The sequence below is a fragment of the Bradyrhizobium sp. HKCCYLRH1034 genome, assembly GCF_051168375.1.
In the GTDB taxonomy this organism is placed as follows: domain Bacteria; phylum Pseudomonadota; class Alphaproteobacteria; order Rhizobiales; family Xanthobacteraceae; genus Bradyrhizobium.
Genome location: NZ_JBNPUW010000006.1, coordinates 64,262 through 78,331, shown reverse-complemented (window position 1 = coordinate 78,331; position 14,070 = coordinate 64,262). Strand labels below are relative to the sequence as shown.

10 protein-coding genes are annotated in these 14,070 nt (G+C 68.8%); 7 read left to right on the top strand and 3 right to left on the bottom strand.

Annotated features, from left to right (window positions below):
- Positions 1-7: 7 nt before the first annotated feature.
- Together ACQR0W_RS15830 and ACQR0W_RS15825 are read right to left on the bottom strand one after the other, a co-directional pair.
- Positions 8-1,456: a sensor histidine kinase gene (locus tag ACQR0W_RS15830; protein WP_316172737.1), complete on the bottom strand. Its 1,449-nt coding sequence runs from the start codon at positions 1,454-1,456 to the stop codon at positions 8-10.
- Entirely contained in the window at positions 1,453-2,124 is a 672-nt protein-coding gene (locus ACQR0W_RS15825; protein WP_315715407.1) for a response regulator transcription factor, read from the bottom strand. The genes ACQR0W_RS15830 and ACQR0W_RS15825 overlap by 4 nt, the downstream gene beginning before the upstream one ends.
- Before the next feature lie 414 nt (positions 2,125-2,538).
- Here ACQR0W_RS15825 and ACQR0W_RS15820 point away from each other — a divergent pair, with 414 nt between their 5' ends.
- Positions 2,539-4,092: a glycosyltransferase family 39 protein gene (locus ACQR0W_RS15820; RefSeq protein WP_315826185.1), complete on the top strand. Its 1,554-nt coding sequence runs from the start codon at positions 2,539-2,541 to the stop codon at positions 4,090-4,092.
- Positions 4,093-4,194: 102 nt separating this feature from the next.
- On the opposite strand, the gene ACQR0W_RS15815 is transcribed toward ACQR0W_RS15820, so the two are convergent.
- Positions 4,195-4,518 carry a hypothetical protein gene (locus ACQR0W_RS15815; protein ID WP_315715405.1) on the bottom strand — a complete coding sequence of 108 codons (324 nt, stop codon included), beginning with the start codon at positions 4,516-4,518 and terminating at the stop codon, positions 4,195-4,197.
- Between the two features lie 895 nt (positions 4,519-5,413).
- Here ACQR0W_RS15815 and ACQR0W_RS15810 point away from each other — a divergent pair.
- From ACQR0W_RS15810 to ACQR0W_RS15785, 6 genes are read left to right on the top strand one after another with little or no spacing between them, the layout of a single operon-like run.
- Complete coding sequence (locus ACQR0W_RS15810; protein WP_315825876.1) at positions 5,414-6,844, top strand: SWIM zinc finger family protein; 1,431 nt, start codon at positions 5,414-5,416, stop codon at positions 6,842-6,844.
- Between the two features lie 2 nt (positions 6,845-6,846).
- Positions 6,847-8,241 (top strand): DUF5691 domain-containing protein, encoded by a 1,395-nt coding sequence (locus tag ACQR0W_RS15805; protein WP_315825875.1) that lies wholly within the window; start codon positions 6,847-6,849, stop codon positions 8,239-8,241.
- A gap of 29 nt (positions 8,242-8,270) precedes the next feature.
- Positions 8,271-9,374: an ATP-binding protein gene (locus tag ACQR0W_RS15800; RefSeq protein ID WP_315825874.1), complete on the top strand. Its 1,104-nt coding sequence runs from the start codon at positions 8,271-8,273 to the stop codon at positions 9,372-9,374.
- 1 nt (position 9,375) lies between these two features.
- On the top strand, positions 9,376-11,754 hold the full coding sequence (locus tag ACQR0W_RS15795; RefSeq protein WP_316169589.1) for a DUF5682 family protein: 2,379 nt from the start codon (positions 9,376-9,378) through the stop codon (positions 11,752-11,754).
- Positions 11,751-12,941: a vWA domain-containing protein gene (locus tag ACQR0W_RS15790; RefSeq protein ID WP_315715399.1), complete on the top strand. Its 1,191-nt coding sequence runs from the start codon at positions 11,751-11,753 to the stop codon at positions 12,939-12,941. Before ACQR0W_RS15795 ends, ACQR0W_RS15790 begins: the two co-directional genes overlap by 4 nt.
- On the top strand, positions 12,942-14,024 hold the full coding sequence (locus ACQR0W_RS15785) for a M48 family metallopeptidase (protein WP_316169590.1): 1,083 nt from the start codon (positions 12,942-12,944) through the stop codon (positions 14,022-14,024).
- The last annotated feature ends 46 nt before the right edge of the window (positions 14,025-14,070 follow it).

Below are 14,070 nucleotides of genomic sequence, written 5' to 3'. Positions count from 1 at the left end.
CTCGACATCAGGAGCGCGGCGGCAATCCCGCCTGCTCGGCCGTGCGCCGGACGGCCGGCAATGTCGCATCCGCAGCGCCGCCTTGCGAAGGCGCGGCGCGCGCGAAGCTGAGCTCGACCGTGGTGCCGCCGCCCGGCGTCTCGCGCAGCGCGACGCCGCCCTGATGCGTCGCCATGACCTGCGAGACGATCGAAAGCCCGAGCCCCATGCCTTCGCCGCGAGCGTGGCCGCGCTCGAACGGCCGCAGCAGGCGTTCGGGCTGATCGGATTGCAGGCCGGGCCCCGAATCGATCACGCGCAGGCGCGCCGCGGCGTCGACCTCGACGAGGATCGGACCGCCCGCGCCGGCATGCGCGACCGCATTCCTGATCAGGTTGGAGAGCGCGACCGCGATCGCTGGCTCCGAGCCGCGGATCCGGACCGGCGCATCGCAGCCGGCGAAGCCGATCTCGAGCCCGGAGTGCAGCGCCATCGGCACGTGCTCGGCGGTGACGCGCCGCGCCAACGCGACCAGGTCGATCTCGCCCAGCTCGTCCGGCTCCAGCGAAATCCGCGCCAGTTGCAGCAGCATGGTGACGATCGACGACAGCTTCTGGTTCTCGCCGACCAGTTTCGCGCGCAGGCCGGCATCCGGCACCGCCTCCAGCATGGTGCGGGCGTTGGTCAGCGGGGTCCGCAGCTCGTGGGCGGCATTGGACAGGAAGTTGCGCTGCGCCTCGGCGGCGTGGTCGATGCGCGACAAGGCGCGGTTGAAGGCGGTGACCAGCGGCAGCAATTCGGCCGGCGCGTCCCGCTCGGGCAGCCTTCGGCCGTCGGGCACGCCGTCGATCATCTCGGCCGCGCGTGCGACCGCACGCACCGGGCGGGCGATCAGCGTCGGCACGAACAACAGCGCCGCCAGCACCGTCGCGACCAGGACCAGGATGATCGGAAGCGCGACGATGGTCGCGTCGGTCAAGGTGCCCGTCATCAGCTGCGTCGACGTGTAGGCGACGCCGCCGGTCTCGATCAAGACCTCGCCGACCGGCGTATTGCGGACCGCCATCATCCGTTTCAGGCGCCGGGTCTCGCCGTCGATCGCATAGGCCAGGAAGCTGGTGCCGTTCTGCGACGACGGACCCTTGTGCGGCCGCCATTTCGGAATCGGCCCGTAGCTCACCTCGCCGCTCTTGTCGGAGACGACGTACCAGAACGTCGGGAAGTCCTGCATGATCGTGTCGAGGCGGGGCGTCTGCTTCACGAGCAATTGGCCGCCAGCATCGCGAGCCACGGCCTCCTTCAGCGCGTCGGCAACGTCGGCCGCACCCCACGTGCCGTCATCGTCGCCGCCGAAGCGGATCAGCAAGGCAGCGGCGCAGATCAGCATGATGGTGGTAACGACCGCAATCAGCGTCGCGGAGAGCAGCGTGATGGAGCGGCGGATACGGCTGAGCTTCTGCCACCTCACCTGCGTCACTCGCCGCTCAGGAGATAGCCGAGGCCGCGCACCGGCCTGATCGTCGCCCTGCAATTGGCTTCGCGCAGGCGGCGGCGCAGCCGCGACACATGGGCCTCGATCGCGTTCGACTGGATCTCGTCCTCGAAGCCGTAGGCCGCGGTCTCCAACGTCTCGCGCAGCACCACCCGCCCGCTGCGGCGAACCAGCGCCTCGAGGATCGCCAGTTCGCGCCTGGGCACCACGATCGGCGCCTGGTCGACGCAGACCGCGCGATTGACGATGTCGAAGCCCAGATTGGCGATCGAGACCATCGCGCCGCGGTCGAGAAACAGCCGGCGCAGCACCGCCCTCGCTCGTGCCACCAGCTCGATCGGCTCGAACGGCTTGGCGACGTAGTCGTCCGCGCCCTCGTCGAGCGCACGCGCGATGTCGGCGGGATCGTCGAGCGCCGTCAGCACCACGGTCGCGGGGCTCGGCTTCTGCTGCCGCAGGTCCGGCAATAGCGCCAGCCCGTCGCCGTCCGGTAGTCCGCGGTCAATGACCACGAGCTCGAAATTGCGCACCGCGATCGCCGCCCGCGCCTCGTCGAGCGTCGTGACGATGTCCGACGAGCCGAACGCCGTCGCGAGTGCATCCCGCAGCCAGAGCCCGAGCTGGGGATCGTCCTCAACGACCAGAACGCGCACGCCATCCTCCCGCAACATCGACAATCGGCTGTTCCTATCATTACAGACGGATTACAATAGGATTACGTCGGCGGCATTTTGATACCGTTGTTTTTTTCAGCGCTCAATCGAAGTCGACCCGATCTGCCAGGGCTGATCGAGCCTCCATCGCGATATCTCAGTTGCAAGCTGAACGACTTCTCGGCCGGCGCGATTGCGGTGGTATGACGTGCCATGCCGCGATGATACGATTTTCGACGTCAGCCTTTCGTAATCGTCTCGGCCTAGACTGGCATTCAAATACGCGCCGAGGATTCGCCCGCATGAAGCCTGCCGCATGATCGACCGGACATACCGGGCGATCCGCCATTCTTTGTCGGCCGCGGCTGCCGATCGCGCGTCACATCCGTCGCCTCATCATTGATCAACACCGACATGTTCCATGGCTTTGCGTTCTCGACCGTCGCCGAACGGTCGGACTGTCATCCGGCGGCCTGGCGCCGTCCGTTCCTGCGCTGGCTCGACGGCATCGAGGCCGGCTGGGCCGTGCCGCTGCTGCTGGTGTGCTTCGTGGCCGTGTGGACGGCCTATCTCTCGATCGCCTATGCCGGCGCCGGCCTGCATCCCGACGTGATCGAGACCTGGACATTCGGACGGCAGTTCGCCTGGGGCTACGACAAGCATCCGCCACTGATGGGCTGGATCGCCGGCGCCTGGACCGCCGTCTTCCCTCTTTCCGACTGGTCGTTCCACCTGATGGCGATGACCAATGCGGCGCTGGCGCTGTGGTTCGTCGACCTGATTTCGCGCCGCTTCGTCGTCGGGGACAAGCGGGTGATCGTGCTGCTGCTGCTGATGCTGACGCCGGCCTATCAGTTTCACGCGCAGCGCTTCAACGCGAACTCGGTGCAATTGGCGACGTGGCCGCTCGCCACCTACTGCTTCCTGCGCGCGTTCGAAACGCGAACGCTGCCCTGGGCGGCCGCCGCCGGCCTGACGACCGCGCTCGCGCTGCTCGGCAAGTACTACTCGATCTTTCTGGTGATGAGCTTCGCATTCGCCGCCATGGCGCATCCGCAGCGACGCGCCTATTTCACCTCGGCGTCGCCATGGATCTCCACGGCCGCAGGCCTCGCCGCGCTGTCGATGCATCTCGACTGGCTCGTCGGACACGACGCGCCCATCCAGCATGCGCTGATGCACGCGCGCTCCACCCTGGCGACGTCGTCGCGGGATTCCCTGTTCTTCCTGCTGGGGCTCGCGGCCGCGATGGCCGTGCCGGCTGCCACCTGGCTGATCGTCGCCGGCGCCAGGATCAGGTCTTTCACCACGGAGATGGCCGCGCTGAACGGCGGCCTCCGGCTGTTGTCCTATATCGCCATCGGCACGGTCGGTCTGCCCGTCATCAACGCGCTGATCATGGGTACCGACCTGCCATCGCTATGGGCACTGCAGGGACTGTTCCTGTTCGTCGTGGTGATCGTCTGCGGCGCAGGCTATCCGATCGCGCGCTTCCACACCGTCAACATCGCGGTGCTGACGGCCGGGATCGCCGTCCTGGCTGCGATCGTCGCGGCGCCGCTCCACGCCTTCTACCGCAACAGGCACGGCTATGAGGAAGGCCGCACCTTCTACCAGCAGACCGCGCGGGAAGCGACGCGCCAATGGCGGGAGTTGACGGGGAAGCCGCTCGAGCATGTCGGCGGCACCGAGAGCCTCGCGCTCGCAACTGCCTTCTACAGCGCTGATCATCCCGCTTACGGTCTACCCGTCTCGATCCACAAGACCGGTGCGGACTCTGGCAGCGAAGGCTGGATTTCGCTGTGCTTCCGCGACCAGGCGGATTGCATCGGCGCCGCGGAAGCGGCGGCCGCCCGATCCGGCACCTACGTCAAGCGCGAGTTCGCGGTGCAGGCGCGGCTGCTCGGCTGGACAGGATGCAAACGAACGGTGGTGGCATTCCTGGTGACGCGGCCGAAGGAACCATAGGATTGAGGCAACGCCGGACGCGGCAGCCTCGTCAGCGGATCCGAACATTCGGACCAAGGACAAGGTCCCGTATTGGCGGGACCTTGTCCTCGGGCGGCGGTCTCAGTCGTTGTCCCAGGATCCGTCGGAATAGCCGTCCCGGTAGCCGGACAAATAGCCGTCGCCATAGTTGCCGTATTCCGCGTCGTACTCATAGACGCGGTGACGACGATAGACGACCCGCGGCGGCGGATAGTCGTCGTAGCTGTAGACATAGGTGGGCGCGGAACGGGCGGTTGCCGCCGAACCGATCAGGGCTCCGATCGCCAGACCTCCGACGACGCCGGCGGCGACCGCCGCTCCGCGATTCCCGCCAGCGTTGGCCGGCGTGGCGATCGTGCCTGCGATGGTCGAGGCCATGATCATGAGCGCGCAAATTCGTTTCATTGGGTTCTCCTTGCGATCGGCTCGGCCGTCGCTGCGAGAGCCTCGTGGCTGCGGCTTACCGCATCATTACAGACGGCGGATGGCAGATGCACAACGAACATGTGAGCGCGAGCACCGCCCCGAGCTCCATCATGGCAGGCCGTTCGGACGTGTGGGGCTGGGACACAAACCGAACGGCCTGCTCACTGGACTCCGACGACGTTCGAAGCCATGCGGCGCCAGATCATGATGGAAGGTGCCGCAGGTGGGACGGAGCCGACCTGATCAGGCCGGGCTTTCGGGTCTGCGGCGGCGCTCCAATGTCCTTCCGATCGAACGCCACATCGAGAGACGGCGAGCAATGGCTCATCATGACACGCTGTCGATGGCAAACCGACGTGACCTCGATCAAGGACGCGTTGAAGCTAGCGTCACGGCCTTACCGCAGGATTACAGTACGACGCGGATGATCCGGGCATCTCACCAGTGCATGGCCGGGAAAAATTCCAAGGGCGGCCATGCTGATGGCCTCCGTGCTGAACACAGCGCGCGCGAGCAGCGGGGTTCGATGTGATGGAAGACAACGGGCCCGACAGCGCGCTGATGTGCTTCACGGACGAGCCGTTCCGACGGCGAAACGGCGATGTAGTTCCGTATGAGCGGCGGCGATTTCAGAGCGTCCGGTGCGCGAGCTCGCCGCGGCGTCGGAGATATCGCGCCCGCCTCATGCCCGCCCAGGAAACTCCGCAGTTCCGCCGGCGTGCGCGTGACGCGACGAGCGTTGCGCAGATCGCTCAGTTTCTTTCCCGCGCGACGCGAAGCGAAATCAGCAGGCATCGCGCTGGAATTGTTGTGCGGCTCCGCCGCCATCTGCTAGGGAGTGCGGCATCGCGCGATCAGCCGGTTGGGAGAGTGGGTGTCTCTGACACGCGAACGAATCGAAGGGCTCGCGCCTGATCAGGCCTCACTCGCCGCAGCGCTGAAGCTCGTGAAGCCTGCCAACTGGCCAATGCTGGCCGCGAGCAGCGATGCCGAGGTGCTGTGGGGCGAATGCCAGGGCTCCGGCGCGACGCCGTATCGCGTGGTCGCCGCGGCCGACGGCAGCGGCTACAAATGCACCTGCCCGAGCCGCAAGTTTCCCTGCAAGCACGTGCTGGCGGTGCTGTGGCAGCGGGTCGACAAGCCCGAGCGGTTCGAGACCACCAACCCGCCGCAATGGGTCGAGGATTGGAGCGCGCGGCGGCGCGGCTCGAGCGGCCGCGCGCCGGGCAAGCCCAAGCCGGAGGGCGACGATGCGGGCGCGCCACCGTCGCTCGATGCTGCCCTGGCAGAGGCCGCGACGATTGCTCCCGCCGACCCAAAGGCTGCCGCGCGCGCCGAGGCGCAGCGCGAGCGGATCAGGGCCGAGCGCGAGGTGGCGATCCTCGCCGGACTCGACGAACTGGAGCGCTGGATCGCGGATCAGCTCACCCAGGGGCTTGCCGATTTCGCCGCCCGCGGCGCGTCCGCCGCGCGCACGCTGTCGACGCGACTGGTCGACGCCAAGGCCGGCGGCCTCGCTGCGCGGCTCGACCAGCTCTCATCCGAACTGTATCGCGTCGGAGAGGATCGCCGCGCCGATCTCGCCATCGAGCAGCTCGGCATCATGTCCCTGATCGCCTCGGCCTACCGGCATCAGGACCGGCTGCCGGCACCGCTGCGCGAGGATGTCCGACGCGCGGTCGGCTGGTCGCTGCGCCGCGAGGAGCTGCTGGCGGACGCCACGGCCCCGCGCGCGAGCAGCGTGTGGATCGTTGCCGCCAACCTGTCCGAAGTGCAGCCGGACAAGCTGCGCAGGCTGGAGACGTGGCTCGTCAACACGGGCGATGACCCCGGCCAGCCGCGCGCCGCGGTGCTGATCGATTTCGTGCCGGTGTCCGGCGGCGGCGCCGGATTTCCGTTCGCGCCGGGGGAGATCATCGACGGCGAGGTCGTGTTCTATCCGTCGGCCGCGCCGTTGCGCGGGCTGCTGGCGAGCCGCAAGACGGCGGCGACCGCGACCTGGCCGCGGCCATCGCCGGGGCTTGCCCCAGCGCTGCAGGACTACACGGCGCGGCTCGCCGCGCTGCCGTGGCTCGATCGCTGGCCGCTGCTGCTCGCGGGCGTCACGCTTCACACCGCGGGAAAGGGTGCGCTCGTCATCGCCGACGAGGCCGGAGCTGCGATCGCGGTGGAGCGCGGCCAGTTCGACCAACTGACGCCGCTGCTCGGCCTCGACGACCTGTCGCTGCTGTGTCTGTGGGACGGCCGCATTGCGCAGGTGCTGGCCGCCGAAACGGCGCTCGGCCGCTGGCATCACGAGGGCTGACGATGGCGAGCGCGATCGATCCCCAGAGCCATGCCCGCCTGCGCCAATCCTTCCTGCTTGGCCTGGCGCGGCAGCCCTTGACGACGCCGCCGGCGCTGGCCGAACTGTTGCCACACGGACGCGAGCCTGCGCTGCCACTCCTTGCGCTGGCCGCGCAATGGCAGCGCTTCGCCGGCGCCGCGGCGCCTGTCGCCGATCCCGTCCCGGACGCCGCCCTGCGGCTGCACCAGGACGCGCGGCCCATCCTGCCCGAGGCGGCGCGGCGCGCGCTCAAGGCATTGGCGCGCAGCGTCGAGAAGTCGCTGGCGTCGAGCGCCTTGCCGCTCGCGCTGCGCCGTATCCAGGCCGCCGGCTGCCGGCTGCATCCGTTCGATCTGCCGGATTTCGTGCCGCACATCAAAGCCAATGCCGAGGACCAGGGCCTCGCCGAGCGCGCTTATCTGGCGCTGATCGCCTCCGACGCCGATGACGATGCCACCAAGGGCCTGTTCTTCGAACGCATCACCATGGAGAACTGGACCACCTTCCCGAAGACGCAGCGCCGCGCCTTCGTGGCGGAGCAGCGCCGCAACAATCCCGCCGACGGCCGCGCGCTGATCGAATCGGTCTGGAAGAGCGAGCCCGCGCCGGTCCGCGCTGCGCTGCTCGATGCACTGATGGTCGGCCTCGGCTCCGATGACCGGCCGTTTCTGGAGAGCCTGAGCGCCGATCGCGCCGACAGCGTCAAGCAGATCGCCGCACAGCTCCTGACCCGGATCGCCGAACGCACCGAGCACGGCGCCCGGCTGACCGAGGCCGCGCGGTGCTTCCAGCGCGCGGGCTCGTTGCTGGCCAAGATCGGCCTCGGCGCGGCGTCGACAGTGACCTTCAAGCTGCCGGCCGACGGCCTGAAATGGCAGGAGGCCGAGGCGTTGCGCGAGCGGCTGTTCGGCGGGCTGCGGCTCACCGCGCTCGCCACGGCGGTAAGCGCGCCGCCCGAGGCGCTGATCGCTTCACTGCCGCCGTCCGAGCACCGCGTGCTCACGCTGCTGATGGATGCCGCCGCGGCCGAGGGCGATGACGACACCGTGCTGCGCATCATCGGCGCGCGCCTCTGCGGCGGTGACGCACTGCACGGATATGCGCTGATGTCCTTGGCGGCGAAGGCCCGCCAGCCGCTCGCGCCGCAGGTCGCCGAACGCGTGCTCGCATCGCCGGCCTGGCAGAAGGCGATTCAGGACCTCGCCGACGCGACGACGCCGGCGGCGCAGAAGGACGACGGCCGGCTGGTGCTCATGGCTGCGCTGATGCCGCGCGCGACGATGCCCGCCTTCGTCGCCACGCTCACCCCGCTGTCCCCCGCGACCGCGCGCGCGGCCAAGGATTTCACCGACCTCGTTCTCGCGTTGCCGACGTAACGCACCATCAAACAGTCCGGAGCACGCCCATGACAAACGCTGATGCGAGCCCAAGCGACGGCCAGCTGCGCCGCTCCGCAGAAGCATTGCATGCCCACGAGCTCGAGGCGTTGGCGCAGGAGGACACGCGGGCGCGGCCGGCGCAATGGCGGCTGTCGCCACAGGCGGTCGTGACCTATCTGATGGGCGGCCGCACCAAATCGGGCGTCGAGATCACGCCGAAATATATCGGCAACCGCCGGCTGATCGAGACCGCGGTGGCGACGCTCGCGACCGACCGCGCGCTGTTGATCCTCGGCGTGCCCGGCACGGCGAAGTCGTGGGTCTCCGAACATCTCGCCGCCGCGATCTCCGGCTCGTCCGAGCTGATCGTGCAATGCACGGCCGGCACCGACGAGAACCAGATCCGCTACGGCTGGAACTACGCGCTGCTGCTCGCCAAGGGCCCCTCGCGCGAGGCCATGGTGGCGACGCCCTTGATGCGCGCGATGGAAGCGGGGCGGATCGTACGCTTCGAGGAGCTGACCCGCATGCCGTCGGACGTGCAGGACACGCTGATCACGGTGCTGTCGGAGAAGCTGATGCCGATCGCGGAGATCAACGACGCCGTTCATGCCCGGCGCGGCTTCAACATGATCGCGACGGCGAATGCGCGCGACAAGGGCGTCAACGAATTGTCCTCGGCGCTGAAGCGGCGCTTCAACGTCGTGGTGCTGCCGCTGCCGGCCGACCTCGATGAGGAGGTGAGGATCGTCACCAAGCGCGTCGGCGAAATCGGCGGCGGCCTCGAGCTGCCGAAGATCGCGCCGGCCGACCAGGAGATCATGCGCATCGTCACGGTGTTCCGCGAGCTGCGCGACGGCCAGACGCTCGACGGCCGGCTCAAGCTGAAGTCGCCGTCGGGCTCGCTGTCGACGGCGGAGGCCATCGCGGTGACCATCGGCGCCTGGGCGGAAGCCGGCCATTTCGGCTCCGGCGTGATCGATGCGCAGAGCATGGCGGCGAACCTCGTCGGCGCCATCGTCAAGGATCCGGTGCAGGACAAGGTCGTGCTGCAGGAATATCTCGAAACGGTGGTGCGCGAGCGCAAGCCGTGGGCCGATCTGTACGGCGCGATCCGCGACGTGATCTGACATGGCCGCGCCGCAACCCGATCGCCTGCATCTGCTCGGCATCCGGCATCACGGGCCGGGATCGGCGCGCGCCGTGCTATCAGCGCTCGACGCGGCCGATCCGGCCGTGGTGCTGATCGAAGGGCCGCCGGATGCCGATGAGCTGATCGCGTTCGCCGCCTCGCCCGCGATGGCGCCGCCGATCGCGCTGCTGGTCCACGCCCAGGACGATGCCGCCAATGCGAGCTTCTTTCCGTTCGCGCTGTTCTCGCCCGAATGGCAGGCGATCCGCTGGGCGCTGGCGAGGGGACGGCCGGTCCGCTTCATCGACCTGCCGGCGTCCTACCGCCTCGCCGAACGGGCCAAGCCGAAGCAGCCGGAGGGCAATGAAAGCGAGGCCGCGCCGGAGGACGCCGATGCGCCTGCGCCAGATGAGCCGGACACGGTCGATCCTGAGCTGGCGCAGATCCGGCGCGACCCGCTGGCCTATCTCGCCACCCTTGCCGGCTATGACGACAGCGAGTCCTGGTGGAATGCGATCGTCGAACAGGGGGCGCATGGTCCGGAGATTTTTGCCGCGCTGGAAGCCGCGATCGCGGCGTTGCGCGACAAGATCGATCCGCTGCGCTACCAGCCTGCCGATGAAGCCCGGCGCGAGCTGCGCCGCGAAGCGCATATGCGCTTGGAAATCGCGGCGGCGCTCGGCGAGCAGGACGGGGCCGTCGCCGTCATCTGCGGCGCCTGGCACGTGCCGGCACTGCGGCGGAAAGTGGCGCTGAAGGATGATCGCGCGCTGCTGAAGGGGCTGCCGCAGGTCAAGGTCACCGCCACCTGGGTGCCGTGGACGGAGACGCGCCTCGCGGCCGCGTCGGGCTACGGCGCCGGCGTAATTTCGCCGGGCTGGTACGCGCATCTGTGGCAGGGACTGCAGCACGGAGGGGCCGCCGCGCTCGACGCCACCGGCTTCACGACCCGCTGGCAGGCCCGTGTCGCGGAGCTGCTGCGGCGGAACGGGCGGCCGGCATCGACGGCATCTGTCATCGAGGCGTCCCGGCTCGCGATCACGCTGGCCGCGTTGCGCGACGTCGCTTTGCCGGGATTGGCCGAGATGCGCGAGGCGAGCCTTGCGACGCTCTGCGAGGGCGAGACGGCGCCGTTCCGCCTGATCGAGCAGCAGCTCATCATCGGGCAACGTGTCGGCGAGATCGACGACAGCGTGCCGCAGATGCCGCTCGCCGCCGATCTCGCGCGCTGGCAGCGCAAGCTGAAGCTGAAGCCCGAGGCGCTCGACACCGACATCGCGCTCGACCTGCGCAGCGAGGCCGGGCTTGCCAAGTCGCAGCTCCTGCACCGGCTGGGCCTGATCCAGGTGCCGTGGGGACGGTTGCAGGGATCGGGACAGAGCCGCGGCACCTTTCGCGAGAACTGGCGCCTGCGCTGGGAGCCGGAATTCTCGGTGCGTCTCGTCGAGGCGCTGGTGCACGGCACCACCGTCGCGCAGGCTGCGGGCAATGCCGCCGTCACCAACGCACAGGCGGCGACCTCGTTGAACACCGTCGCGGCCATCGTGCGCGGCTGTCTCGAAGCGGGTCTGAGCGAGGCGGCCGAGACGACGATCGCGCTGCTGCAGCAGCGCTCGGCCGCGACAAGCGATGTTGCCGATCTCACCGAGGCCGTGCCGCCGCTCGCCGAAATCCTGCGTTACGGCACCGCACGGGCGCTGCCGACCGAGGCGCTGCGGCTGCTGGTGACCAGCCTCGTCGAGGCGATCTGTGCCGGCCTCGTCTATGCCTGCCGCAGCCTGCAGGCCGACGTCGCCGCCGATCTCCGCGGCAGGCTGGCGCGGCTCGACGTCGCGATCGGACTGATCGAGGATCGCGGCCTGCGCGACGGCTGGAGCCGCGCGCTGCTGCACGTCGCCGCCGATGCGGCGGCGCATCCGCTGTTGAAGGGCCTGGCGAACCGCGTGCTGTACGATCAGGGCATCGTGTCACCGGAGCAGACCGCGCTGGCACTGTCGCGCGCGCTGTCCCACAGCGTGCCGACGCTGGAGGCCGGCGACTGGCTCGACGGGTTTCTCGGCCAGAGCGGCCAGGTGCTGCTGCACGACCAGATGCTGCGCCGGATCATCGACGGCTGGCTGGCTGCGATCGACGACGAGGCGTTCAACAACCTGCTGCCGGTGATGCGCCGTGCCTTCGCGAGCTTCGACCGCAACGAGCGGCGGCGCCTGCTGGACGAACTGGCCAGGCAGCGGCCGCTGGCCGTCGGCTCCACCTCCGACGCCAGCCCGCTGCTGCCCGCGCCGCTGCCGGCCACCGCCGCCGGCTTCGACGCGGCCCTGCCCTTGCTGCTGACCATCCTCGGCGCCGACCGGCCGATCAAGGAAGCCAATCGATGAGCGACGACGCTGATGCCGAGCGCAACCGCCGCTGGCGCCTCGTGCTTGGCGGCGACGACCAGGCCGGCCTGTCCGATCGCGATCGGCGCCTCGATGCGGCACTGGCCGGACTCTATGACGCCGGCTCCGGCGGCAAGCGCGGCGGCGGCCGACGCGGCGGTCTCGGCGGCTCGGCGCCGCGCGTCGCGAGCTGGCTCGGCGACATCAGGGAGTTCTTTCCGGCACCGGTCGTGCAGGTGATCCAGAAGGACGCGTTCGAGCGGCTCGGCCTGAAGGAGATGCTGCTGCAGCCTGAGTTTCTCGCAGCCCTCGAAGCCGACGTGCATCTCGTCGCCGACCTCATGGCGCTGCGCTCGGTGATGCCGGAGAAGACCAAGTCGACGGCGCGCCAAGTCGTCGCCAAGGTCGTCAAGGAGCTGATGGAAAAGCTCGATGCCCGCACCACCGAGACGATCCGCGGTGCGGTCGACCGCCGCCGCCGCACCCGCCGACCGCGCGCCGGCGACATCGACTGGCCGCGCACGATCGGCAAGAACCTGCGCCACTGGCAGGCCGAGCATCGCACCATCGTGCCGGAGACGTTGATCGGGCACGCGCGCGCCGCGCGCCGGACCAATCTGGAGGAGGTGATCCTGTGCGTCGACCAGTCGGGCTCGATGGGCACCTCCGTCGTCTACTCCTCGATCTTCGCCGCGGTGCTGGCCTCGATCCCGGCGATCGCGATGAAGCTCGTGGTGTTCGACACCAACATCATCGACCTCACCGAGGAGCTGGCCGATCCGGTCGAGGTGCTGTTCTCGGTGCAGCTCGGCGGCGGCACCGACATCAACCAGGCGCTGGCCTATTGCGAGCGCCTGGTGCGCGAGCCGGCGCGCACGCACATGGTGCTGATCAGCGACCTCATCGAGGGCGGCATCGCCGAGCAGATGCTGGCCCGCGCCAGGGCGCTGGTCTCGTCGGGCGTCAACCTGATCGTGCTGCTCGCGCTCAACGACGACGGCCGCCCGGCCTACGACGCCAAGCACGCCGCGATCCTGGCCGCGCTCGGCTGTCCGGTGTTCGCCTGCACGCCGCATCAGTTTCCGGAGTTGATGGCAACCGCGCTGAAGCGCCAGGACATCTGGTCGTGGGCCGCAGCACAGGACATCAAGCTGGTGCGGCCCGAGGACGGCGTACCTGGCGTGTAAATGAAGCGTCTCGTTCTGTCATGCATCCTGCTGCTCGGGCGCTACGCTGTTCTGCCGGTCGTCGCGCTGGCCGCCGGATTGCTGTTCATCTGGCTGATCGCGCTGGACGACTACACGAGAGTTGCGCTCATCACCGCCCCCATCATGTTCTGCGTGGTCGCGGCCGCCGTCGCGCTGGCGCTCGGAATTCTTTTCGTGCCGGCCCGGCGCGAGCGGAGCAACGTCCTGGACGAAGCAATGGCGCCCGCGCTCTGGCGGATCTGGCAGGAGCTCGATCCAGCCTTCGCCAAGCCGACGCGCACGCTGCGGTTCGACGCCGAGTTCAATGCGTCGATCAGCGAAGCGCGCGGCTATGCCGGCATCTTCCGCCAGCACGTCACGATGACCGTCGGACTGCCGCTGCTGATGATCCTCGACGAGCGGGCAATCCGCGCCACCATCGCCCACGAGGTTGCCCATGCCGAGCTGCGTCACATCACCGGGGCCGGCAATCTGTTCGACTTTCTGCGCGCCTGCGAGAACGTTCTGCATTATGCGAACCCCGATCGCACCATCACCGGCCGGATTGCAGCACGGCTGCTGCGTGCCGTGCTTGGATGGGTCAACAGGGAGTATCTCGCACTCTCACGTCAGAATGAGCTGGCCGCCGACCAGCGCGCGGCCGCGCTTATGGGACCATCCGAGATGGCGCGATCGCTCGTGCTGATCGCCGGTGGCGTGGCACGACTGCGCGAGCTGGTGTTCTCTCCCTTGGAGACCGACATGCTCGGCGCCATCAGCCTGCCGGCGACGCCGCTGCAGCGCATGTCGACCCATCTCGTCGACATCCGCGACCATGATGCGCTCACCGCTGCTGCGGCCAAGACGATCGAGGAGGAGTCCATGGAGGACCCGAACTCGACCCACCCGCCGCTCCGTGCGAGCCTTGCCAATCTGGGCTGTGCCACGCTCCCCGCAGTCGATCCGATCGAGGCCCCGGCCATCGCGCGACTGCTCTCACCGGATGCGGCGCGCGACCTTTCGGCCCAACTCGACGCCGAGTGGCGCAAATTGGCACAGACCAGGGTCCGTCTTGGAGGCTGATATTCAGCATACCTGCCGGCGACGCCTGCCCCCGTGGAACTCGGCG

Excerpts from the sequence above, each read along its gene's own strand:
- ACQR0W_RS15820 (WP_315826185.1), top strand. The coding sequence starts at position 2,539 with ATGTTCCATGGCTTTGCGTTCTCGACCGTCGCCGAACGGTCGGACTGT.
- ACQR0W_RS15815 (WP_315715405.1), bottom strand. The coding sequence starts at position 4,518 with ATGAAACGAATTTGCGCGCTCATGATCATGGCCTCGACCATCGCAGGC.
- ACQR0W_RS15805 (WP_315825875.1), top strand. The coding sequence starts at position 6,847 with ATGGCGAGCGCGATCGATCCCCAGAGCCATGCCCGCCTGCGCCAATCC.
- ACQR0W_RS15800 (WP_315825874.1), top strand. The coding sequence starts at position 8,271 with ATGACAAACGCTGATGCGAGCCCAAGCGACGGCCAGCTGCGCCGCTCC.
- ACQR0W_RS15795 (WP_316169589.1), top strand. The coding sequence starts at position 9,376 with ATGGCCGCGCCGCAACCCGATCGCCTGCATCTGCTCGGCATCCGGCAT.
- ACQR0W_RS15790 (WP_315715399.1), top strand. The coding sequence starts at position 11,751 with ATGAGCGACGACGCTGATGCCGAGCGCAACCGCCGCTGGCGCCTCGTG.
- ACQR0W_RS15785 (WP_316169590.1), top strand. The coding sequence starts at position 12,942 with ATGAAGCGTCTCGTTCTGTCATGCATCCTGCTGCTCGGGCGCTACGCT.